We start from the raw sequence: 23,124 nt of genomic DNA, 5'->3' as shown, positions 1-23,124 counted from the left end.
AGGACAAACTGGTTCCTAAATTGTATGCGCTGTCAGCAAAAATAGAAGATGGAAATATGAAAATCGAAGTGTTGAGAGGAGAAAAAAATGGAAATTCAAACAAATGAAATTGTTGGATTTATTAAAGAACTGGTTCATATTCCAAGTCCTTCAGGAAACACAGAAGCTGCCATCCAATATATGAAGGTGTTCTTTGAAGAGCAAGATGTACCTTACAAACTTACGAAAAAAGGTGCGATTCTAGCTACGATTCAAGGTGAAGATGATTCCAGACACCGATTATTGACAGCTCATGTTGATACACTCGGTGCTATGGTCAAAGAAATTAAAAGTGACGGCCGTTTAAAACTGGATAAAATAGGCGGTTATTATTGGAACACAGTTGAAGGTGAATATTGTACGATACATACTTCAAAAGGGAAAAAATATTCAGGTACAGTGTTGATGCATCAAACAGCTGCACATGTATACAAAGGAATGAATGATCTAAAACGTGATGAAAAAAACATTGAGGTTAGAGTTGATCAAGAGTTACATTCTAAAAAGGATGCAGAAGAGGCAGGAATTTCTGTAGGAGACTTTGTTTCTTTTGCACCTAGATTTGAAGAAACAGAGAGCGGCTTCGTGAAATCACGCCATTTAGACGATAAGGCCAGTGTCGCTATACTGATGCATCTTGTGAAAGAAATTAAAAAGTCGTCTTTACATTTACCTTTTACGACACACTTCTTAATTAGTAATAATGAAGAGATCGGTTATGGTGGAAACTCAAACATTCCAGAGGAGACTGCTGAATATTTGGCAGTGGACATGGGTGCGATCGGAGATGGTCAATCCACTGATGAATATACAGTGAGCATTTGCGCAAAAGATTCTGGCGGCCCGTATCATTTTGGATTGCGCAAGCATCTGGTTGAATTGGCTGAAAAGAATAACGTTGAATATAAGGTTGACATATACCCTTATTACGGCTCGGATGCAACCGCTGCTATAAGAGCAGGAGTAGACGTTGTTCATGGATTGATTGGTCCTGGAATTGACGCTTCACACGCTTTTGAACGTACACATATTAAATCACTGGAACATACAGCAAAACTCATTAAAGCTTATTTGCAGTCACAGCTCGTATAATAAAATTAATCCCGGCCATTCGGCTGGGATTTTCTTATTATACAGGTATGAAAAGAAGGAAGAAAGTGAAGGATGATAGGCAGAGGAGTGGTGAAAAATGTCATATCTGCCTAAAAAACAACCTCTTTCAACCAATTTTGACGAAAATGTGCAATATATGAAGAAACAATTAGGTGTTGATATCAGTTTTGACTGCATCCATCTTGATCTAGAATACGCAGGCAGAAGAATGGCGTTATTCATGGTCGATGGATTTGTAAAAGATGAAATTCTACACTATCTAATGAAACTGCTCGCAGACCTTGAGCCAGAGCAATTAGATCCCGATCCGTTGTTGAGATTGATGAAAACATATATCCCTTATGTTGAAATATCGAAATCAGATGATCTAAACCAGGGGATTGACTGGGTACTCAGCGGACCTACAGTTCTTCTTGTTGAGGGAGTTCCTGAGATTATTCAGATCGACGCAAGAACGTATCCTGTTCGGGGACCAGAAGAACCTGACGTAGAGCGGGTAGTAAGAGGAGCAAGAGACGGTTTTGTTGAAACCATTATATTTAATACCGCTTTGACCAGAAGAAGAGTTCGTGACAGGTCATTGCGCATGGAGTATTTGAGTATCGGAAGGCGTTCTAAAACCGATATTTGTATTTCTTATATTGAAGACATAGCGGATCCGCATATAGTGGGACGCATAAAAGATTCTCTAAAAAAAATTGATACAGACGGTCTCCCGATGGGTGAAAAAACAGTAGAAGAATTTATATGCGGAAGGCATTTGAATCCTTATCCTTTAGTTAGATATACAGAACGGCCTGATACAGCAGCTGTACATCTGTTTGAAGGGCATGTTCTTGTGTTTGTGGATGGTTCACCTTCTGTTCTTATTACTCCAACTACTTTTTGGCATCATCTTCAACATGCAGAAGAGTACCGTCAAAAACCAATCGTTGGCGCATATTTAAGATTTGTCCGATTTCTGGCAGTCTGGATTTCCATTTTTCTTTTGCCCCTTTGGTATTTATTGTCGACTAATAAAGAATTGCTGCCATTCAATTTATCTTTTATTGGACCTGAGGAGATCGGAGTTGTTCCACTCTTTCTGCAGTTTATCATCATCGAATTAGGAATGGATATGCTTCGTATGGCTACAATTCATACGCCGACCTCGGTATCAACAGGACTGGGACTTGTATCTGCTATCGTGATCGGTCAAGTTGCTATAGAAGCAGGTTTGTTTGTGAACGAAGTTGTTTTATATATAGCGATAGCCGCGATAGGAACTTTTGCAACCCCTACTTATGAGCTGAGTTTAGCTAACAGATTATTGCGTCTTGCGCTATTAACGTTAACAGCACTATTAGGGGTTCCGGGGTATATCATCGGATTTACACTCGCCGTTCTTTTCTTTGTATCGTTTAAATCTTTTCATATTCCTTATTTGTGGCCTTTTATCCCGTTTAACTATAAAGCGATCAGAGATGTAATATTCAGAATACCCATGCCATTGAAAAACAGAAGACCAGTTGTCCTGCATCCTAAAGACCCAGATCGTTAATCATTTAAAGCAGCCGGAATAAACCAGGCTGTTTTTTTTATGTATAAAAATATGTGCAAAGGCTTGCATTCAAACCCGGAATATTTGTTATAATGACGTAGGTGATAGAATTGAAAACAATGTATGACATACAGCAGTTATTAAAAAGGTTTGGAACAATTATTTATACAGGAAATCAAGCTGCGGATTTAGAATTAATTCAAGAGGAAGTTCGTGAATTATACAATCAAAAACTGATTGATGTAAACGAATACAAAACGGCAATTCTAATTATTCGTGCAGCACACAATAAATTACAATAGAGGATGAAGCATAATGGAAAAATGGCTGGTAGGTGTAGATTTAGGCGGAACGACAATTAAAATAGCATTTATTACCTTTGATGGACATATTGTTGCTAAGTGGGAGATCCCGACAAATATATCAGAGGATGGTAAACATATCGTTAAAAACATTGCTGAATCTATTTTTGCTAAATTAGAGCAGCTTGCTGAACCGCGCGGAAAATTAGCGGCAATGGGAATGGGAGCCCCTGGCTTTATTGATATGAAAACAGGATTTATCTATCATGCCGTTAATATTGGATGGAGAGACTATGCCTTAAAAGATGAACTTGAAAAAGCTACAGGTCTCACTGTTACTGTCGACAATGACGCAAATATTGCAGCTATAGGTGAAATGTGGCGCGGAGCTGGAGACGGAGAAGGAAACCTTCTTATGGTAACACTAGGAACAGGTGTTGGTGGCGGAATTATTGTTAATGGTCACATTATCCATGGGACGAATGGAATGGCTGGTGAAATTGGTCATATTACATCCATCCCTGAAGGCGGTGCATCGTGTAACTGCGGAAAAACTGGATGTATCGAAACCATCGCTTCTGCTACTGGTATAGCAAGAATTGCAAAAGAAAAAGTTTTACATGATCCATCTTCATCTCTGTATGAAATTTTAAAGAATAAAGGTGAACTGAAAGCAAAGGATGTTGCTGAAGCAGCCGAAAACCGAGATCATGCAGCAATAGACACTCTTAACGAAGTTACATTTCATTTAGGACTCGTAATCGCAAATCTTTCTAACGGTATTAACCCTGGAAAAATTGTTATCGGGGGAGGAGTTTCAAAAGCGGGCAGCACACTAATGTCTAGACTTGAAAAGCAATTTAAGCGATTTGCACTTCCACGAGTGGCAGAGGGAGCAACTCTAACTGTAGCTACTTTAGGCAACGATGCTGGTGTAATCGGAGGAGCTTGGTTAGCAAAACACAACCTTTAATTATTATTTGAAAATAGAGAGCCACCTTTAAGTGGTTCTTTCTTTTTTTGAAACTTTTTCGGCAGAGGTTCGTCTAATTGTTTATGGATTAAAAAAAAGGGTAAAACTAATATAGTTTTGTCGTCCTATTTGTCAGAATCTTGAAATAGTACGTTAGGGTATTGAATTCTTGTGCAAAACGAGTTAATATACTCTTTATGTAATCCTTAAGTTAAGGTTTTGTAAATGGTAATTTACATTCCAGATGGATACAGGCGGATATGAAAGAGTATAAAATAAACATTTCAAAAGTGACAGCACAGAGTTCTTTTTGATTGAGGAGGTCAGAGAACATATGAAAGAAAAAATGAAACAAGCTTTTGCTGACTATAAGTTTTTCTTTATTGCAATGGCTTTATTATGGGCTAAAACGTATATCGTATATAAAACAGCATTTGAATTGCCTATGGACAACAAAATTCAGGAACTGATCCTATTTATTAATCCGATCAGTTCGGTCATCTTATTCTTAGGTATTACCCTTTACTTTAAAGGTAAAGCACATAGAAGAATGATTATTGCCGTTAGTGCAATCATGAGTTTTGTTATGTATGCGAACATGGTATTTTACAGATTCTTTAATGACTTTATTACCATTCCAGTCTTGTTTCAAACAAGCAACATGGGTGATTTAGGTAATAGTGTCTTTGAATTGATTCAGCCAACAGACGTTTTAGTGTTTATTGACATCGTAATTTTAGCCTATTTTATGAGACGTGCTGATTACCGTCCTGCTCGTGCTTCACGCAAACAGATTACACTTACTTTTGCAGCAGCGATCGTATTCTTTATCGTTAACGTTGGAATAGCTGAAACAGAGCGTCCACAGTTATTAACACGTACTTTTGACCGTGAGATGCTGATTAAAAATATTGGTTCATACAACTACCATATTTACGATTCAATTATTCAATCTAAAGCGAAAGCTCAACGTGCTTTTGCTGATGGCAGTGAAATTACAGATATTGAAAACTATGCACGTGCCAATTACAAAGAACCGAACCCTGAAATGTTCGGTAAAGCAAAAGGCAAGAATGTTTTTGTTATCTCTGTAGAATCTACACAAAACTTTGTTATTAATGAATCAGTAAACGGAAAAGAAATCACACCGTTTATGAACGACTTGATTAAAGATAGTTATTACTTCCCGAACTTTTATCACCAAACAGGGCAAGGGAAAACGTCTGATTCTGAATTCTTGCTAGATAATTCATTATATCCGCTTCCAAGTGGAGCAGTTTTCTTTACACATTCTCAAAACCAATATAATGCTACGCCAGAAATCCTGAAAGAGAACGGCTACTATTCATCTGTACAGCATGCCAACAACAAGAGTTTCTGGAACCGTGATATCATGTATGATAATTTCGGCTATGACCGTTATTACTCATTAAAGGATTTTGAAGTCACACCTGAAAATTCTATCGGCTGGGGATTAAAAGATAAAGATTTCTTCAAACAATCCATTCCTCACTTGAAAGAAATGCAGGCGATGAATAAACCATTCTATACAAAGTATATTACTTTAACGAATCACTTCCCTTTCACATTGGAAGAAGAAGATGAAATGATTCCTGAATGGACTTCAAATGACGGGACAGTTAACCGTTACTTTACAACTGTACGATACACGGATGATGCACTTAAAGAGTTCTTTGCTGATGTAAAAGCAGCAGGATTATATGAAGACTCTATCTTTATCATGTATGGTGACCATTATGGTATTTCTGAAAATCACAATGATGCAATGGGTCAATTCTTAGGAAAAGAAATTACTCCATTTGAATCTACTCAACTACAGAAAGTACCATTGATCATTCATATGCCTGGTGAAAAAGGCAAAGTTATGAATACGGTTGGTGGACAAATCGACTTAAAACCAACGATCTTGCACATGCTTGGGATTGACACTAAAGGTGACATACAATTAGGTTCTGACTTATTCTCTAAAGAACGAGAAGATTTCGCAGTACTTCGCGACAATTCCTATATTACGAAGGATAACGTCTTTACAGATGGGAAATGTTACGACAAAGCAACTGGAGAACCAATTGAAGGCGAAGAAAATGCATGTGAACCATATGCTGAACGTGCAAAAACTGAGCTTGATATGTCAGACCGAATTATCTATGGTGATTTGCTTCGTTTTTACGATAAAGACAAAGCAAAAAAGAATAAATAATCATGTAAAAGCACTTAGCTACCGCTAAGTGCTTTTTTTACTTTTAAAAAAGATACTATGTTAACTGCTGAATATACGGAGCAGTAAGAAAGGTTAGGACTAAAGTATAAGTGCAGCATAGGATGAGGGATAAAGGATAACTGTCAGCCGTGTTTTCTTTATGCATATATACAGAGAGGTATCATACATCTTTAAGAGGACGTTTTTAGGGAGGGCTCTAATTGGAAATCATCGTTCGAAATGGGGACTCGCTTTGGTACTATTCCAGACTTTTGTCTATCCCTTATACTTTAATTAAAGATTCAAATCCCAACGTGATGCCTGGGAATATTGAAGCAGGTCAAAAAATTAATATACCTGGAGTCGCTGTTCAGCGCTACAAGATTAAAAAGGGTGACACATTCTTTAAAATCGCTGAGGAAAAAGATATACCGCTTGATACGCTTTATTTATTCAACCCGGAAGTCCATCCAAAGAAAATATTTGTGAATGATGAAATCAATATCCCTTATCTCATACCATTTCCTTGTATAAAAGGAAAGCGAAAATATGATAGTCAAGCGCTGATGCAAGACATGGATCAATTACTGCAAACGTATCCTTTTATCAAAAAACAAACGATAGGCAATTCAGTTCAAGGAAAACCAATTGATATGCTCATCATCGGAAAAGGAAGAAAAAAGGTCCATATTAATGGTTCTTTTCACGGAAATGAATGGATCACAACGGGAATACTCATGAAGTTTATAAACGAATATGCTCAAGCCTTAACCTGCGATGCTTCGATAAATGAAGTTTCTTCAGGCGATCTATACAAAAATACCACTTTGCTTGCCATACCGATGGTTGATCCCGATGGTGTAGACCTCGTTTTAAATGGGCCCCCACCAGATCCTGAATTAAAAGATTTTGTATCAAAATTAAACAACGGAAAAAAAGACTTTTCAGCATGGAAGGCCAATATTAGAGGTGTGGATCTGAATAATCAGTTTCCTGCAAGGTGGGAGCTTGAACAGCCAAGGAAACCTAAACAGCCTGCATCTAGAGATTATCCCGGAAAAGAACCATTAACAGAACCTGAAGCCATTGCAATGGTTCAGGCAACCGAAAATTATAACTTTGATAGGGTGGTAGCTCTTCATACGCAAGGAAAGGAGCTATATTGGGGCTTTGAAGGGGAAGAACCTATGCCACTATCAAAACAAATTGCAGAGGAATTTGAACGTGTCAGTGGATATAAAGCCATTAGGTATGTAGACAGCTACGCCGGATACAAGGATTGGTTTATTCAGGAGTTTAGAAAGCCAGGATTTACGATTGAACTTGGAATCGGAGTAAACCCATTGCCATTAGAACAGTTTGAAGAGATTTATAAAGATACACGGGGTATCTTGCTCGCCAGTTTATATATGTAAGCTCATATAGAAAAACCATCAGAATTTATTCTGATGGTTTTTCGAGTTTTAATGGCCTGTTGATCCGCCGCTGCCAACTAATACGTCAAGTACAGTCATGACTGTAAACCAGCCAAATACAGCAAACGTTAAGAACGCAAAGCCTGCAGCCATTAAGTTTTTAATTTTTAACGAACGTAACAGTCCCAATGCAGCTAAAATAGCTACTAAGCCGAATATAATGGCTAATCCCATTATTCTGTGCCCCCTTGCTTTGGAGTAATCCAATCCTATGTATAACGCTTTCACACAGGTATAACCTTGTATTATTTTACTTGTTTTATCTCTGTTTGTCGAGTGAACATTTACAACAATATGAATTCAATCCCTACTTGATAAGAAGCTGCCCATTTTTGAACGAGAGGTCTATTATGATCACTAACGAAATATATAAACTCTTTATCATGAACTTCAGCAATAAGTTCTTCTTCCAGTTGAAGAAGAAACATATCTATTTGTTTTTCTTCTCCATCCTTAATAGAAAAAGCGAAAATCATATCCAGATATAAATAACATTTCCCACTTTCAGAAAAGAATCCATAATCTTCTAGAAGTATTGTGGTTTTATATGGCTGTATAAATAACAGAGGAATGGCATCCGACAATTCACCTTTAAAATCAGTAATTATAAAATCCCCGTCTTGGTCAATAACAGTAACACCCTCTGCGCAATTTTCTAATCCATGACAAACCTTCATGCTTTTCCTCCGTATTTTTGACTATTTTAGTGTAAGATAGAAAGAAATAAGTTGCAATTGAAATTGGAGGTACAAATATGAGATGGAAGAAACTTACCGTTGGCCCAGTTCAAGAAAATACATATATCCTTTATCATTCAAATAATGAAGCAATTATTATTGATCCGGGCAGTGAAGGCCAAAAAATTATTCAGCACATAGATTCTCTTAAATTAAAACCATTGGCCATTTTACTGACACATGCTCATTTTGACCACATTGGCGCTGTAGATTCAGTTAGAGATAGATACAAGCTTCCCTTATATATTCATAAAAAGGAGCAGGACTGGCTTACTAATACAAAAAAGAACGGATCCATTCATTTTGGGCACCGCATCACGGCAAAACCAGCAAGCCATTTGTTATCGGATAGTGATAAAACCTTAAAAATCGGGTCATTTTCATTTGAAGTTCTCGCTACCCCTGGACACTCTCCAGGGAGTGTTTCGTTTTACTTGAAAGGAGCAGGAGCTGTATTCTCAGGGGACGCGTTGTTTGCGGGAAGTATCGGGAGAACAGATCTATATGGCGGTGACCAGAAAACACTGCTAAATAGTATTCATGAAAAATTGCTGCAGCTTCCAGAAGAGACAGTTGTACTTTCTGGCCATGGTCCTGAAACGACAATTGGGATGGAAATGGACTCGAATCCTTTCTTAGGCGGGTTTTAAAGGGTGGGTATTACAACCATAGTAAAACAATATTTAGAGCAGCATTCGTGGATGACTTTAGAGCAATACATGGAGTATGCTCTCTATCATCCAGAACACGGATATTACATGAAAACAAATGAAAAGATAGGGAAAAACGGCGATTTTTATACAGCCAGTTCTGTTTCAGACGTCTTCGGAAAGATTTGGGCGAATGTATTCGCTAATACGATTTCGAAGTATAGCCTAGACCCTGTGGTTGTGGAATTTGGTGCAGGAAACGGGCGCTTTGCAAAACATGTATTATCAGCGTGGGAAGAAGATCGTGATGAGCACCCTATAACTTATATTATCGTTGAGAGAAGTCCTTATCACCGTCAATTGCTACAGGAAGAATTAGATGGGCATAGTGTAACGGTATTATCTTCATTGGATGATCTTAAAGAAAATTATCCTGAATTTAAAGGTATTATTTTTGCAAATGAGGTTTTGGATGCTTTTCCTTTAAGAATTTTTCAAAACCGAGAGAATGGCTGGTATGAGAAGACAGTCGTTTTTAATAAAAAAGAAAATCAGTTGGAATTTAAATTTAAGAAGATCGAAGACATTTATTTGACGGTGGAGTTAGAAAATCTTTTTGCATCAAGAAAGAATGATTCCGAGCTGGAAGTATCGTTTCAAATGTTAAACTGGCTGAATTCCATTTATGAATGGACCAGAGCAGGCACCGTTTATTACTTTATTGATTATGGCTATAAAAGTGATGAATGGAATAAAGGAAGCTTAAAGAACGGCAGTATTCGCGGATATTACAAACATCAGATCGAGAATGATCCTTTATCTTATCCAGGTGAAATGGATATTACTTATCATGTTAACTGGGGCCAGGTTGAAAATGCTGCAGAAAAACACGGTGTCCAAAAGATAGATTTTAACGTTCAGGGTGAATTTTTGCTTAAAGAAGGTTTACTTTTATACCTTAAAGAATCACAACAAACGGATCCCTTCTCTGTTGAGCATAGGAGGAACAGGGCAATTCGATCTTTTCTTTTAGATAGTACTCTTGCCAATGGCTTTCAAATACTGCAACAAAAAAAACGGTCCGTTTGAAAACGGTCCGTTTTTTTATGAGCTGTTAATACCTTTTTAATTAATGACCTCCGCCAGCTCCAGGAGTCATCATAAATGTTGACCAGTATGTAAAACCGACAAAGAAAACTGTTAAATATGCACCAAAGATATAAATATACATACGTTCAGATAAGTTCAAATAACCTAATGAAACGAACATAATCGTTTGTCCTAAGAACAATAACGCCATGTCCTGCATATCGCCAAGATAAGCCATGACACCAATAATTCCTGTCCAGAAGCCCAAAACCTTATACATTCTTGACATATGTATCCCTCCTTTTTTCGCCAATACTTGTATCCTTTAGTATTATATATGAGTTTCCACTCTCTTGTAAACGACAATTGTAAGCGGATAAAAATCATTTCAATTTTTTTACTTCAAGTAGGCTGATTTTGGTTTATTATGCCTCTTTAAAAGGTAATGTAAACCAAAAGGAGTGAAGTCATATGAATTCAATTACATTCTACACATATCCCAGCTGCACTTCATGCCGAAAGGCCAAAATGTGGCTTAAACAAAATAAAGTATCATTCGAAGAAAGACATTTGTTTAAGGAAACCCCTTCAGTTGAAGAACTCAGGGAATTATTAAAGCTTACGAAGGCTGGAACGGAAGATATACTTGCCAAGCGAAGCCAATCGTTTAAATCTCTCGATGTTGATATCTATGACCTTTCCACGAACGAACTGCTCGAGCTTTTAACAAAGAACCCCAAGCTGCTAAAACGTCCGCTCGTGACAGACGGAGAACAGCTCATTGCTGGGTACAGTCCTGGTGACATGAAAAAATTATGCCATAAAAAAGAAAAAGAACACATTTCAAGTCATGTGTCCTGATTTTAAACACTCTTAAATTGCTAAGAGTGTTATTTTTTTGGCTGGGCTAGCTGGATTCGAACCAACGCATGACGGAGTCAAAGTCCGTTGCCTTACCGCTTGGCTATAGCCCAATGCAACAATAGTAGTATGGGCTTTGTCGAAATTTATATGCACGTTTTTTAAAAAAACTGCAGGAAATCTTCTTTTCATGAAGTAAGTTTTATAACACGAAATAAAAAGGAGGTCGATAGTACTTGCCGATAAAATCATTGGGCAGATCTATTTTACATGAAGCAGCAGCACAAAATGCGTCAGATATTCATTTTATTCCAATTAAAAAAGGAGGCGTTGTTCAATTTAGAATTGATGAAAGATTACTGGAATATAGAACTCTTCAAGCAGAGGAGTACGTTCGTATCATTTCTCACTTCAAATACTTAGCGCGAATGGATATCGGTGAACACCGAAAGCCTCAAAGCGGTGCTATGGATACCATGATTAACAATATCAACCTTCATCTTCGTCTATCTGCCATTCCTTCTGCTTTTAATGAATCTCTTGTAATCCGTATACTCCCTCAGCAAGAAACCTTATCCATTCATGAATTATCTCTTTTTCCTCAAGTCCTTCAAAAACTCATTTTACTCATTAAACGTTCCAACGGTTTGCTCTTATTTACCGGACCAACAGGTTCAGGAAAAACGACAATGCTTTATTCTTTGCTTCAATATCTTCAGTACCACTACAAACGCCAGGTGGTCACACTTGAAGATCCTGTTGAACGCAAAGTAGATTCCCTCTTGCAAATGGAAATCAACGAAAAAGCAGGTGTGACATATGGTGAAGGTTTTAAATCGTTACTGCGCCATGACCCTGATGTAATCATGATAGGGGAAATACGTGATGAAGCTGCAGCAAGGTTAGTGATCCGTGCATCATTAACAGGTCATCTAGTATTGTCTACCATGCATGCAGCAGATTGTATGGGGTGCATCGAACGTCTCAGGGAGTTCGGTATTCGAGAGGCAGAACTGAAACAGACTTTGATGGGAGTTGTATCTCAAAGGCTAATCTCGGTACCTTGCCGATATTGCGGGGATTACTGTGATGATTTCTGTTTTAAATCAAGAACGTTCAGAAGGGCAGGCATATATGAAATTTTAAGCAGCAAAGATTTAGAAACTGCCATCCATACAAACGGTCATCCTGTTATGCCATTTTATAAAAATCTCTCATATTATTTTAATCACGCTTTTGCAGCGGGATTTATGACGAAGGAGAGTTATGAGAAATGGATGGGAGGACAATACCATGTTCAAGAAGAAACGGTGGAAAAGAGCAGAGCAAGGGGCTTTTCTTTATAAACTGGGTATTTTATTAGGCCAGGGATATTCAATAAATAAATGTATTGAGCTCTTAAGATCTCAGTTCCCGCCTAAAAACCAGGTTTTATTGGATAACTTTCTAGATGTATTGTCCTCAGGTAATTCGTTAATAGAAGCATTCTCAAAGCTTAAGCTTCCTGATGAAGTAATAAGTTCTTTATCCATTAACAGTGTGAACGGAAATTTAACGGTTAGCTTAAAGGAAAATGGAACCTTCATGAAAAAGAAAGCTGAGTGGCAGAGCAGACTAAATAAAACATTAAGGTACCCGTTGTTTTTGTTATTTCTTACTGCGTGGATCGGTATCTTATTTTACCATTTCCTTTTTCCGCAATTTACTCTTCTTTTTTCTTCTTTGGAAGTAAAGACCCCCTTATTTACTGAAATTATGCTTTCAATTCTGGCGATGTTTCCATACCTGATCATTGGAGTTTTAATTGTATTGTTAATTAGCTGGATCGTAATCTATTTAGTAAAAAGGAGAGTCAGTTACTCGGACCAAATGAGTTTATTATTGGCGATACCCATATTAAAAAAGTTTATCAAATTAAGGAATTCACACTTTTTCAGCATCAACTTTGGTTCAATGTTAAAAAGCGGACTGCCTGTAACAGACGCCTTAATTGTGATGGAAAAACATATGAGAAAAGGTTTTTTTCAAGAAGAGAGTAAAAGATTGCAAAAAGGATTGATAGATGGAAAACCATTGCATGATCTTTTACTCGATAAACCTTATTATGCGAAAGAGATGTCTGGGGTTGTCCGTTTGGGGCAAGCTCATGGAGAGTTGGGAACAGAATTAATTCAATACGGTGAATGGATCTTTATTGAATTGGAAGAGAAGATTGTATCTGAACTCCAAAAAATACAGCCTATTCTGTTTGCGTTTATAGGAGGGTATGTCCTACTCATGTTTGCCTCTATGTTATTGCCGATGTTTAAACTTATGGATGCTTTATAAAGGAGGTATATGATTGAAGAATGAAGCTGGATTCACATTAATTGAAATGATGATCGTTCTGCTTATCATTTCAGTTTTGATGCTAATTGCATTGCCGAGCATGGCTAAAAATAACGCTATTGTGAAATCCCTTGGATGTGAAGCGACGATAGACCTCGTGCAAGGACAGGTAGGGGCTTATGAAGCTGAACATAATAGATTGCCGACGATTAATGAACTGTATACCAAAGGCTACATCGATACAGAAGAATGTCCCGACAAACAGCCTTTGCTGATTGACAGTGAAGGTAAAGTCAGTATTAGTAAAGAGGAAGAGACTCCTGAATAAAAAATTCAAAAAACAGGCCGGATATCTAATGATCGAGATGATGATTGTTCTTTTAATAATGGGGATAATCGGTTCCGTAGCATATCCAAAATTTGATTCGTTTATGAAAAACAGAAAGACAGAATACTTTTTAAGTTCACTTCAAAAAGACATTATCCATATACAGCAAAAGGCCATTAATGAAAGCAGGGTATACAGTATAACATTCAATAATGATGAACATATCTACAAGATAAGAGCAAATGGTTCAAATAACCATATTAACCGTTCTATTCCCAAACATATTATAGTTGAAGGTCACTCCATGATCTTGTCGATCCAGTTTAACCAATATGGCAACATTAGCAGAGCAGGTACGCTTTATATCTATTCTGAAAAACAATCGTATAAAATGGTATTTCAGATTGGTAAAGGAAAATTTTATGTTACGAAGCAATAAAGGGTACTTGCTCATGGAATCCATGCTAAGTTTATTATTGTTTTCAGCCATTGCCTCGATTTGTTTGCCTTATATCTCTGTATTGAATCAAGAGCAGAAAACGACAGAGCAGTTATTATATGCGATTGAAGAGGCCGACCGATTCTCCGTAAACAAAATTCAAGCAGGGGATAAGGAGTGGGCTAGAAATGGAGCCCGATATAGATTATCAACTGAAAAGGGAGTAACAGATGAATATAAAGTCTGTATTCAGTTTCAAGCTGCAAATCAGAAAGAATATACGGTTTGTTCGAGCTATTACTAGATATACAGTCTATCAAAGCGGGACTACACTAATTGAAACCATCATAGCTTTAACAGTATTGCTCCTGCTTTCCTCACTATTACCACTTTTGTTTATCCCCATCCAAAAACAGCCTGCTATTTCTCAGCTGGAAGAAACGTCCTTATTTTTCACAATGTTAGGAAAAGAAATAAGAGAAGGAGAGATAATAGAGGTGAATAACAATTCTTTATTCATTACACATTCAGATGGAAACGTGATAAGCTTCTCAAAATATCATTCTCTTATTCGTAAACAAGTAAATGGATTAGGACACGAAGTATGGGTACAGAATATTAGTGAGTTGGTGCTGGAAATACAATCAGATGTCCTGCTTACAGTCAAGATTATCGATGATAAAGGACACGTATATCAGCGGCTTTTCAGGAGGGTAGAATAATGAATAATGAAAGAGGTGCTGTCTATCCTCTCGTCCTCACTTTGTGTTTTTTGATCCTTATCTTTTTTGGCTACTTAACCGAAATAGTGTTATCTCAGCGGCAGTTTGTGTATATGCAGGAAGAACAATTAAAACAAATACGTCTTGTCCAGCAAGGAATGGAAAGGGGGATAATTCTCGCAAAGGATCATCGTGAAGTATTTCCTCTTGAATATCAATTAAAATTAAATGAAGGTATGATTCATATAAAGATCAATCCAACCGGGGAAGATGAAAGACAAATAACGGTTGAAGCTGTCACAGATAAGCAGCATACAAAAAAGGCTGAAGTATATTATAATGTAAGCCAGAATAGCGTTGAAAAATGGGTGGAGGGTTAAATTTGAACACCATATATCTAGTAGGTTTTATGGGGTGCGGTAAATCATCAGTAGGAAAACTTCTTTCCAAACGACTGGAAGTTCCGCCATACGATGTAGATACGACGGTTGAAAAACAAAGGGGACAAACGATAAAAGAAATATTCCGTAATGAAGGTGAGGAAGCATTCCGAAATTACGAATCGCTTGCAATTCGGCAGCTGCCGCTTGAGCATGCGGTAGTCATGACTGGAGGAGGTGCCGTCGTCCGGGAAGAAAACCTTTTGTATATGAAAAGCAAAGGAACAGTCGTCTATTTAAAAACTAGCTTTCCAGTATTATGGGATAGATTGATGAAGGAAGAAGAAAAAAAGAAAAGACCGTTATTACTGACAAATTCAAGAGAAGATATTCTCGAGCTATTTAATAAGCGCAGCAAACTTTATGAAAAAAGTGATATCACAATCATAACAGATCATTTAACCACTGAAGAAGTCAGCGAACAAATACTATTGGAGCTGCATCGGTTTAATTCCTGAACAATAAGACAAAACTAAAATAGTGAATGTTATATGATAAGGAGTTTTGTTTATGGCTGCAGGAACTGATGTTGTAAAGTATCTTACACAGAAGATTGTAAAATATTTAGATGAACCAAAAGCGGTAAGAAAAGAAAGAAAACTTACAAAGAAAAACGAAAAAGAACCGCTTCTAACCTATCTGTTCGGAGTTTTGCCAATGGGTTTAGGACTTGCGTTCAGAAAGAAACGAAAAAGGTAATTATGGCTGGAAAAAGGATTAAGCCGGGTGCATAACCTGGCTTTTGTTTTTTAAAAAATACACTTTTATTATAAGCTCATTATGAAAGCTCTTTTTTAAAAGACTGTTGTTTTTGGGTCATTTTGGTAAAGAGCCTTCATTGACAAGTTGATTGAAGTGCAAGGTGCGAGACTCTTGCGGAAGCAGCGTGCCATCTGCCTGATTATTCTTCTTAAGGCATGCGACGAGGAAGCTCGCTTGAACAAAATTTTCTTGTAGACGCAGGAGCAGTACTTCATCTATTTTCGACCAAAGCTCCCCGCACCCCTCGCGGAAAGCGAGTATACTGAAAGGGAAATCAACCACTCAAAAGACAACAAAGGTTACGAAAACAGCCTTTATGAAAGATAAAAGAGCCCCCCGTTTATAATTTCTACAATAATCTTTGGTTCGTATTGCGTACGAAGCGCTTCTTTTTCTACATGATAAGATTCTGGTTTTGTTAATAGATCTTCATAGAAACTTTCTAAAAGATCCAGATCTTCTTTCCAGCGACTCTTAGCATCTTCTGCCCAAGTATGGTCATCCTGGTCGATAATTTCCTGTATTTTGGACTCGAGTCTTTTAATCGCACTTGCTGGTTTAATAAAAGGAGAAAGTGTATAGCAAAAATCAGGAATTCTTTTTGTTAGTAGTAGCTTTTGCAGCCGATTATGAAACTGATCTTCTATTGTGCCGTTTATTAGCTGGATTCCGTAGGATAGAACCCGATCCTTTTTTTGATCACATTGATAAGTAACTTTCACATTTAAACAGAGCCAGGGCTGCAGAGGTACTTGGGCGCCTTGCTGCGGTACGGACTCATAAAGCCGGATAAATGAAGCTAGCTTTTTAGTTGATGCAAATATTTGATGAAGACGTGGAGAACCAAAATGAATAAATTCTCCTTTTCCATCAGGGGATTGCTGTTGTCCGGTTACAAGTGTTAATGTCATAGGATTAGGTGTTCCACCGGTTTTTTCAAGGTAGTGCCAATAGAATGGGCGGTTCATGAGTACTTTATCCAGTTCAATTGTTAGTTGAACCTTCATATAACTAAAGTTCTTCTCGAGAATCCGGCATTCGTTTGCATCAAAATACCGTTCAAGAAATCGATGTATCTCGTGCTGCTGCATGCTCTTCCCATCCTTTCTGTCTGATTCCGCCATCTAAATTAATGAGCGAAGCAAGGTTATCCATCTTCACCCTTATTTCACCCTCACTGTCAGAAGTGCTCAGAATATCTGAAATATGTCGTTCGATATTTTTTATTTCAAACTTTGTTAGTATCTCATCTAGTTCTCCAATAACACTTTCGAACAGATTAATTTTGTTATAAAGCAGGTTTAAAATGTGTTCTTCTATTGTGTTCTGCGTGGCAAAATTATAGATGTGCACATCACCCTGCTGTCCAATCCGGTGGATACGTCCGATGCGCTGTTCGATTCTCATAGGATTCCAAGGGAGATCGTAGTTAATGATATGCTGGCAGAATTGCAGGTTAATTCCCTCACCGCCAGCTTCTGTTGCGATTAAAACTTGAGCACGGGTTTTAAACAAGTGTGTCATCCAGTCTTTTTTGCTTCGTTTAAATCCGCCTCTAAAAGGGACTGAAGATATACCGTGCTGCTGCAGAAACCATTGCAAGTACAATTGTGTTGCACGATATTCTGTGAAAATAATAACCTTAGAATCAATAGATTGGATCAGTTCAAGGGATTTCTGCGCTTTAGTATTCTGATCAACGAGTTCAATTTTCTTCATCAACTCAATAATACGGTTTTCCATGAATGTTGAAGGGACATCCTTTTGAAGCATATTTTTTAATGTTAAAAATACAGCTTCTCTTGAACTGCAGGCTTCACGCTGCAAGGTGACTACAGAAAACTTGCTTCTGTCAAAGTAAGGTTCTCTTTTTAGTTTTGTAATTTCGTCATAAAGATCCCGTTCTGTTTTTGATAATGTAATAGGAATCGTTTTAACAAGCCGCTTTGGCCACTTTAAGCCGGTTTCCTCTCTTCTGTTCCGGACCATTACTTTATTAACCAGCTGCTTCAGCTTCTCTTCGTTCTTCAAAGAATACTTATCTTCCTTAAAATCTTTATCAAAATTTTCTCTGTTGCCTAAATGCCCCGGCTTCAGCAATGAAACAAGATTAAAGATTTCCTCGACTCTATTTTGAACAGGTGTTGCTGTTAAAAGTAAGCAAAACTTCTTTTTCAGCAGCTGTACAAATTCATAGTTTTTTGTTTTTTTATTTTTTAGTTTATGCGCTTCGTCAATAATAATCAGGTCATAATCCTGATTCAGAACAATATCCCGGTGAGGTGCCCGCTTTGCTGTATCAATAGATGACACGACTACGTCACATTGTTCCCAAACATAAGACTTCTTCTGAGCAACTGCAGGTATAAAGAACTTTTGATTAAGCTCATTTGTCCATTGAATGACTAAGGAGGCAGGAACGAGTATCAGGATTTTCTTAGCAAGCCGGCGAATCATGTATTCTTTTAAAATTAATCCAGCTTCGATCGTCTTTCCTAATCCTACCTCATCTGCCAGGATTGCTTTTCCGTTCATTTGTTCAATAACGGTAGTTGCAACGTCCAGCTGATGAGGCAGAAAAGTCATCTGTGGGAGGTGGCCAGGAGCTTGCAGTCCTAAAAATTCAGGTATAGCCAGGTGATGTTCCGCCTCGAGCGCCAAGTTGTACAACTCCCAATTTGCCCATGGTCCATCTTCTTCCACACGCTTTAAAAAGTCATCATGCCAATCTCGCTGAAACTGAACGTCGATTTTCATACTGGATTTCCTTTCCTTAAAAAAGTTCATTGCCATTCCATTTGTAAAAATGATAGGATAATAATGTAGTAAACATAGTAATAGTATGTGCGACCTTGGACAATAACATACTCGCGAATGAAAGTAAGAGGAGAGACTGCTTTAGCGGCGCCGAAGGAGCAAACAATTGTGAAACTCTCAGGCAAAAAGACTCTTGCTAGACGCATCTCTGGAGAGTGCTTTTAAAATAGATGAAAGCCACCAACGAAGAAACTCAAAGTATTTTGAGAAACTTACCGGTTGCAGGACAGAGGATTCCTAATTGAAGGGGTCTCTCTGTCCTTTTTTTGTCCAGAAATGATTGAAAATTTTAAAGTATGAAAAAGGGAGGAATTCACATGGCTACATTATTGCGCACACCGTTATTCGAAATCTACAAAGAACACGGTGGAAAAGTGATTGATTTTGGTGGATGGGAATTGCCGGTTCAATTTTCAAGTATTAAAGAGGAACATGAAGCGGTACGTACTCAAGCAGGGTTGTTTGATGTTTCCCATATGGGAGAGTTTGAAGTAAAAGGTTCGAACGCATTGTCATTCTTGCAATATACCATGACGAATGATGTTTCTAAACTGCAGAACGGACAGGCCCAATATACAGCAATGTGTTATGAAAATGGCGGTACTGTAGATGATCTTTTAGTTTATAAAAGAGATGAAAATGATTATTTGTTAGTTGTGAATGCATCGAACATTGAAAAAGATTTTGAATGGCTGAACAGCCATAAACCAGAAGGTGTAGAGCTAGTAAACGTTTCACCTGAATATGCACAGTTAGCTATTCAAGGGCCAAAAGCAGAAATGATTCTTCAAAAGCTGACAGATACAGATCTTGCTGAAATCGGTTTCTTCCGTTTCAAAGAGGATGTATCGCTGGCGGGAATTCCTTCTTTAGTATCTAGAACAGGTTATACAGGTGAAGATGGATTCGAGATATATTTAAAAACTGGGGATGCCGAAAAGCTATGGAGATCCATTTTAGAAGCAGGTACTGAAGATGGATTGCTTCCAGCAGGATTAGGTGCACGTGACACTCTCCGTTTTGAAGCAAAACTTGCACTTTACGGCCAAGAACTTACAAAAGATATTACACCGATTGAAGCTGGTATCGGTTTTGCAGTGAAAACAGATAAAGAAGCCGACTTTATTGGAAAAGAAGTACTTGCTGAGCAAAAGAAAAATGGGGCATCAAGAAAGCTAGTTGGAATTGAGATGATCGACAAGGGTATCCCGCGTTCTCACTATGAAGTGTTTAATGGTGAGAAAAAAATTGGTGAGGTAACGACGGGTACGCAGTCTCCTTCACTAAAGAAAAACCTTGGACTTGCGCTTCTTGAAAAAGAATATACCGAACTTGGCACAGAAGTAGATGTGCAGATCCGTCAAAAACGCTTAAAAGCAAAAGTTGTATCATCACCATTTTATAAACGAGGAAAATAATTCTTTTATTAAGGAGGAGAAACAATGACGTTCCGCTATTTGCCGATGACAGACCAAGATAAAAAGGAAATGCTTGAGACGATTGGTATTGAAACTACAGAAGAACTTTTTAAAGATATTCCTGAAGAGGTTCGCTTTAAAGGCCGTCTGGAGATCGAAGAAGCTTTATCCGAGCCTCAGCTTGTAAAAGAGATGGGCCGATTGGCTGCGATGAATAAAAACACAAAGGAATATGCTTCATTCTTAGGTGCAGGTGTTTATGATCATTACACACCATCTATCGTAAACCATATGCTGTTACGTTCCGAATTTTACACGGCTTATACACCTTATCAGCCGGAAATCTCCCAAGGTGAGCTTCAGGCGATCTTTGAATTTCAAACCATGATCTGTGAATTAACAGGCATGGATGTAGCAAACTCCTCCATGTATGATGGCGGTACATCACTTGCAGAGGCGGGATTATTGTCAGCTGCACAGACACGCAGAAAGAAAATCATTGTATCAAAATCCGTTCATCCAGAATCTCGTGATGTTCTGAAAACGTACGCAAAAGGCCAGCGCTTGGAAGTCGTTGAAGTAGACGTTGAAAACGGTGTGACTTCTATAAATGAACTGCGTAACGCTGTAAATGAAGAAACAGCTTGTGTAATTGTTCAATACCCTAACTTCTTTGGACAGATTGAACCGTTAAAAGAGATTGAAGAGATCATTCACGAGAATAAAGGCATGTTCGTTGTTTCTTCCAACCCATTAGCTTTAGGTGCATTAACTCCTCCTGGCAAGTTTGGCGCTGACATCGTTGTTGGTGATGCACAGCCTTTTGGTATCGCTCAAGGCTTTGGTGGACCTCACTGCGGATACTTTGCTGTAACAAGCAAACTTATGCGTAAAGTTCCGGGACGCTTAGTTGGCCAGACGGTTGATGAAGACGGCAAGCGTGGATTTGTTTTAACATTGCAAGCAAGAGAACAGCATATCAGACGTGATAAAGCGACAAGCAACATCTGTTCCAACCAGGCATTGAATGCCCTTGCTGCATCGATTGCCATGACTGCCTTTGGTAAAAAAGGTGTTAAAGAGGTAGCTCATCAAAATATTCAAAAAGCACAATATGCAAAAAAGGTACTTGAAGATAAAGGCTTACGATCAGCTTTCACAGGACCGTTCTTTAATGAGTTTGTAATCGAACTTAAATGCTCAGCTAAAGAAGTTAATCAAACACTAATAGAATCAGGTATTATTGGAGGCTACGACCTTGGGCTTTCTTATCCTGAACTGAAAAACCATATGCTTATTGCGGTAACTGAAATGCGTACAAAAGAAGAAATCGATCAGCTTGCAAATGTATTGGAGGGGTTATCATGCGTACAGAACATCAGTCACTAATTTTTGAATTATCAAAGCCGGGCAGAGTTGGCTATTCTATTCCGGATCTTGATGTACCAGAAGTAAATGTGGAGTCTATTATTCCTTCCGATTATTTACGCACAGAAGAACCTGAGCTTCCAGAAGTTTCTGAACTGCAGATCGTTCGTCACTATACAGCGTTATCGAATCGTAACCATGGTGTAGATTCTGGATTTTATCCATTAGGTTCTTGTACGATGAAATACAACCCAAAAATTAATGAAGACGTAGCACGTTTTCCTGGATTTGCTCATATTCATCCGCTTCAAGATGAAGAGACAGTTCAAGGTGCTATGGAAATGATGTATCGTCTTCAAACTTCATTAGCCGAAATTACTGGCATGGATGAAGTGACGCTGCAGCCTGCTGCAGGAGCTCATGGTGAGTGGACAGGTCTTATGATGATCCGTGCCTATCATGAAGCAAACGGTGACTTTAATCGAACAAAAGTAATCGTACCTGACTCAGCTCACGGAACAAACCCTGCTTCTGCAACAGTAGCCGGATTTGAGTCGATCACAGTTAAATCAGACGAACGCGGTCTTGTTGATCTTGAAGATTTAAAACGTGTTGTGGATCAGGACGTAGCTGCACTTATGCTTACAAACCCAAATACACTTGGTCTGTTTGAAGAGCATATTTTAGAAATGGCTAAGATTGTGCATGAAGCGGGCGGAAAGCTTTATTATGACGGCGCAAATGCGAATGCTATTTTAGGATTTGCAAGGCCTGGTGACATGGGCTTTGACGTTGTTCACCTTAATTTGCATAAAACATTTACTGGCCCGCATGGCGGTGGTGGTCCAGGATCAGGACCAGTTGGTGTAAAAGCTGAACTCATCCCGTTTTTACCAAAACCAGTACTTGTGAAAGAAGACGATGTATATAAGTTTGAATATAACAGACCGCAATCTATCGGCCGTGTAAAACCATTTTACGGAAACTTTGGAATCAACGTTCGTGCGTTCACGTACATTATGACGATGGGTCCTGATGGTTTACATCAGGTTTCAGAAAATGCGGTATTAAACGCAAACTATATGATGCGCCGATTAGAGCTACACTTTGATCTGCCATTTACACAGCATTGTAAGCATGAATTTGTATTATCAGGACGCCGTCAGAAGAAGTTAGGTGTAAGAACGCTTGACATTGCAAAACGACTGCTTGATTTCGGTTACCATCCTCCTACAATCTACTTCCCGTTAAGTGTAGAAGAGGCGATCATGATCGAGCCGACTGAAACAGAATCAAAAGAAACGCTTGATGAATTCATCGAAAAGATGATTCAAATCGCAAAAGAAGCAGAAGAAACTCCAGAATTGGTGCAAGAAGCGCCTCATACAACAGTTGTAAAACGACTGGATGAAGCAACTGCTGCAAGAAAACCTGTATTAAAATATAGCAAACAAGCTTGAATCACCAAACAAAAAAGCAGCCTGTAATGGGCTGCTTTGTTT

General features: G+C 38.2%; 26 protein-coding genes, 1 tRNA gene and 1 riboswitch. Of the genes, 21 read left to right on the top strand and 6 right to left on the bottom strand.

The annotated features are described in order from the left end of the window. Positions 1-87: 87 nt before the first annotated feature. The 6 genes from M3196_RS03270 to M3196_RS03245 all read left to right on the top strand — a co-directional run bounded on the left by M3196_RS03270 (position 88) and on the right by M3196_RS03245 (position 7,603). Positions 88-1,131 carry a M42 family metallopeptidase gene (locus M3196_RS03270; protein WP_251320819.1) on the top strand — a complete coding sequence of 348 codons (1,044 nt, stop codon included), beginning with the start codon at positions 88-90 and terminating at the stop codon, positions 1,129-1,131. A gap of 97 nt (positions 1,132-1,228) precedes the next feature. Beyond that, positions 1,229-2,692: a spore germination protein gene (locus M3196_RS03265; RefSeq protein WP_251320818.1), complete on the top strand. Its 1,464-nt coding sequence runs from the start codon at positions 1,229-1,231 to the stop codon at positions 2,690-2,692. 110 nt (positions 2,693-2,802) lie between these two features. After that, positions 2,803-2,994, top strand: coding sequence for a YqgQ family protein (locus M3196_RS03260; protein WP_251320817.1), 192 nt, complete (start codon positions 2,803-2,805; stop codon positions 2,992-2,994). Positions 2,995-3,007: 13 nt separating this feature from the next. Then, the gene (locus tag M3196_RS03255; RefSeq protein ID WP_251320816.1) at positions 3,008-3,967 is read left to right on the top strand and encodes an ROK family glucokinase; all 960 of its coding nucleotides are present in this window, start codon (positions 3,008-3,010) and stop codon (positions 3,965-3,967) included. A 334-nt stretch (positions 3,968-4,301) separates the two neighbouring features. After that, positions 4,302-6,188 carry an LTA synthase family protein gene (locus M3196_RS03250; RefSeq protein ID WP_251320815.1) on the top strand — a complete coding sequence of 629 codons (1,887 nt, stop codon included), beginning with the start codon at positions 4,302-4,304 and terminating at the stop codon, positions 6,186-6,188. A 221-nt stretch (positions 6,189-6,409) separates the two neighbouring features. After that, positions 6,410-7,603, top strand: a complete 1,194-nt coding sequence (locus M3196_RS03245; protein WP_251320814.1) for a M14 family metallopeptidase — start codon at positions 6,410-6,412, stop codon at positions 7,601-7,603. Between the two features lie 48 nt (positions 7,604-7,651). Here M3196_RS03245 and M3196_RS03240 read toward each other — a convergent pair whose 3' ends face one another. Both M3196_RS03240 and M3196_RS03235 read right to left on the bottom strand, forming a co-directional pair. Then, positions 7,652-7,837: a DUF2759 domain-containing protein gene (locus tag M3196_RS03240; RefSeq protein ID WP_066242324.1), complete on the bottom strand. Its 186-nt coding sequence runs from the start codon at positions 7,835-7,837 to the stop codon at positions 7,652-7,654. A gap of 110 nt (positions 7,838-7,947) precedes the next feature. Further along, positions 7,948-8,340 (bottom strand): hypothetical protein, encoded by a 393-nt coding sequence (locus M3196_RS03235; protein ID WP_251320813.1) that lies wholly within the window; start codon positions 8,338-8,340, stop codon positions 7,948-7,950. A gap of 77 nt (positions 8,341-8,417) precedes the next feature. Here M3196_RS03235 and M3196_RS03230 point away from each other — a divergent pair, with 77 nt between their 5' ends. Next, positions 8,418-9,050, top strand: coding sequence for an MBL fold metallo-hydrolase (locus M3196_RS03230; protein WP_251320812.1), 633 nt, complete (start codon positions 8,418-8,420; stop codon positions 9,048-9,050). Between the two features lie 3 nt (positions 9,051-9,053). Next, positions 9,054-10,139, top strand: coding sequence for an SAM-dependent methyltransferase (locus tag M3196_RS03225; protein WP_251320811.1), 1,086 nt, complete (start codon positions 9,054-9,056; stop codon positions 10,137-10,139). A 40-nt stretch (positions 10,140-10,179) separates the two neighbouring features. On the opposite strand, the gene M3196_RS03220 is transcribed toward M3196_RS03225, so the two are convergent. Continuing rightward, positions 10,180-10,428, bottom strand: a complete 249-nt coding sequence (locus tag M3196_RS03220) for a DUF2626 domain-containing protein (protein ID WP_066242314.1) — start codon at positions 10,426-10,428, stop codon at positions 10,180-10,182. A 182-nt stretch (positions 10,429-10,610) separates the two neighbouring features. On the opposite strand from M3196_RS03220, the gene M3196_RS03215 reads away from it, so the two are divergent. After that, on the top strand, positions 10,611-11,000 hold the full coding sequence (locus tag M3196_RS03215; RefSeq protein ID WP_066290907.1) for a Spx/MgsR family RNA polymerase-binding regulatory protein: 390 nt from the start codon (positions 10,611-10,613) through the stop codon (positions 10,998-11,000). A 38-nt stretch (positions 11,001-11,038) separates the two neighbouring features. On the opposite strand, the gene M3196_RS03210 is transcribed toward M3196_RS03215, so the two are convergent. After that, positions 11,039-11,113: transfer RNA gene (locus M3196_RS03210), tRNA-Gln, on the bottom strand. Positions 11,114-11,236: 123 nt separating this feature from the next. On the opposite strand from M3196_RS03210, the gene comGA reads away from it, so the two are divergent. From comGA to M3196_RS03165, 9 genes are read left to right on the top strand one after another with little or no spacing between them, the layout of a single operon-like run. Next, the gene (comGA, locus tag M3196_RS03205; RefSeq protein WP_251320810.1) at positions 11,237-12,346 is read left to right on the top strand and encodes a competence type IV pilus ATPase ComGA; all 1,110 of its coding nucleotides are present in this window, start codon (positions 11,237-11,239) and stop codon (positions 12,344-12,346) included. Beyond that, on the top strand, positions 12,294-13,328 hold the full coding sequence (gene comGB / locus M3196_RS03200; protein WP_251320809.1) for a competence type IV pilus assembly protein ComGB: 1,035 nt from the start codon (positions 12,294-12,296) through the stop codon (positions 13,326-13,328). The genes comGA and comGB overlap by 53 nt, the downstream gene beginning before the upstream one ends. A gap of 13 nt (positions 13,329-13,341) precedes the next feature. Further along, on the top strand, positions 13,342-13,656 hold the full coding sequence (gene comGC, locus M3196_RS03195) for a competence type IV pilus major pilin ComGC (protein WP_251320808.1): 315 nt from the start codon (positions 13,342-13,344) through the stop codon (positions 13,654-13,656). Between the two features lie 28 nt (positions 13,657-13,684). Beyond that, the gene (gene comGD / locus M3196_RS03190) at positions 13,685-14,095 is read left to right on the top strand and encodes a competence type IV pilus minor pilin ComGD (protein WP_251320807.1); all 411 of its coding nucleotides are present in this window, start codon (positions 13,685-13,687) and stop codon (positions 14,093-14,095) included. Beyond that, positions 14,079-14,399, top strand: coding sequence for a hypothetical protein (locus M3196_RS03185; RefSeq protein WP_251320806.1), 321 nt, complete (start codon positions 14,079-14,081; stop codon positions 14,397-14,399). The genes comGD and M3196_RS03185 overlap by 17 nt, the downstream gene beginning before the upstream one ends. Beyond that, positions 14,326-14,817, top strand: coding sequence for a ComGF family competence protein (locus M3196_RS03180; protein ID WP_251320805.1), 492 nt, complete (start codon positions 14,326-14,328; stop codon positions 14,815-14,817). The genes M3196_RS03185 and M3196_RS03180 overlap by 74 nt, the downstream gene beginning before the upstream one ends. Continuing rightward, a complete protein-coding gene (gene comGG / locus M3196_RS03175) occupies positions 14,817-15,197 on the top strand; it encodes a competence type IV pilus minor pilin ComGG (RefSeq protein ID WP_251320804.1) in 381 nt (126 codons plus the stop codon). Before M3196_RS03180 ends, comGG begins: the two co-directional genes overlap by 1 nt. 2 nt (positions 15,198-15,199) lie before the next feature. Then, the gene (locus M3196_RS03170) at positions 15,200-15,715 is read left to right on the top strand and encodes a shikimate kinase (protein ID WP_251320803.1); all 516 of its coding nucleotides are present in this window, start codon (positions 15,200-15,202) and stop codon (positions 15,713-15,715) included. A 52-nt stretch (positions 15,716-15,767) separates the two neighbouring features. After that, positions 15,768-15,956: a YqzE family protein gene (locus M3196_RS03165; protein ID WP_251320802.1), complete on the top strand. Its 189-nt coding sequence runs from the start codon at positions 15,768-15,770 to the stop codon at positions 15,954-15,956. A 377-nt stretch (positions 15,957-16,333) separates the two neighbouring features. Here the strand turns inward: M3196_RS03165 and M3196_RS03160 are convergent, their stop codons facing one another. Together M3196_RS03160 and M3196_RS03155 are read right to left on the bottom strand one after the other, a co-directional pair. Further along, entirely contained in the window at positions 16,334-17,110 is a 777-nt protein-coding gene (locus M3196_RS03160) for a YqhG family protein (protein ID WP_251320801.1), read from the bottom strand. Next, positions 17,079-18,776, bottom strand: coding sequence for a DEAD/DEAH box helicase (locus M3196_RS03155; protein WP_251320800.1), 1,698 nt, complete (start codon positions 18,774-18,776; stop codon positions 17,079-17,081). The genes M3196_RS03160 and M3196_RS03155 overlap by 32 nt, the downstream gene beginning before the upstream one ends. A gap of 117 nt (positions 18,777-18,893) precedes the next feature. Beyond that, positions 18,894-18,979: riboswitch (glycine riboswitch) on the top strand. 174 nt (positions 18,980-19,153) lie between these two features. Here M3196_RS03155 and gcvT point away from each other — a divergent pair. From gcvT to gcvPB, 3 genes are read left to right on the top strand one after another with little or no spacing between them, the layout of a single operon-like run. Continuing rightward, positions 19,154-20,254: a glycine cleavage system aminomethyltransferase GcvT gene (gene gcvT, locus M3196_RS03150; RefSeq protein WP_251320799.1), complete on the top strand. Its 1,101-nt coding sequence runs from the start codon at positions 19,154-19,156 to the stop codon at positions 20,252-20,254. Positions 20,255-20,278: 24 nt separating this feature from the next. Further along, positions 20,279-21,643: an aminomethyl-transferring glycine dehydrogenase subunit GcvPA gene (gene gcvPA, locus M3196_RS03145; protein WP_251320798.1), complete on the top strand. Its 1,365-nt coding sequence runs from the start codon at positions 20,279-20,281 to the stop codon at positions 21,641-21,643. Next, on the top strand, positions 21,619-23,082 hold the full coding sequence (gene gcvPB / locus M3196_RS03140) for an aminomethyl-transferring glycine dehydrogenase subunit GcvPB (protein ID WP_251320797.1): 1,464 nt from the start codon (positions 21,619-21,621) through the stop codon (positions 23,080-23,082). Before gcvPA ends, gcvPB begins: the two co-directional genes overlap by 25 nt. Positions 23,083-23,124: the final 42 nt, after the last annotated feature.

It is taken from the genome of Fictibacillus nanhaiensis, from assembly GCF_023715445.1.
Lineage (GTDB): Bacteria > Bacillota > Bacilli > Bacillales > Fictibacillaceae > Fictibacillus > Fictibacillus nanhaiensis_D.
The sequence above is the reverse complement of the archived record's forward strand: the minus strand, read 5'-3'. Positions and strand labels throughout refer to the sequence as shown.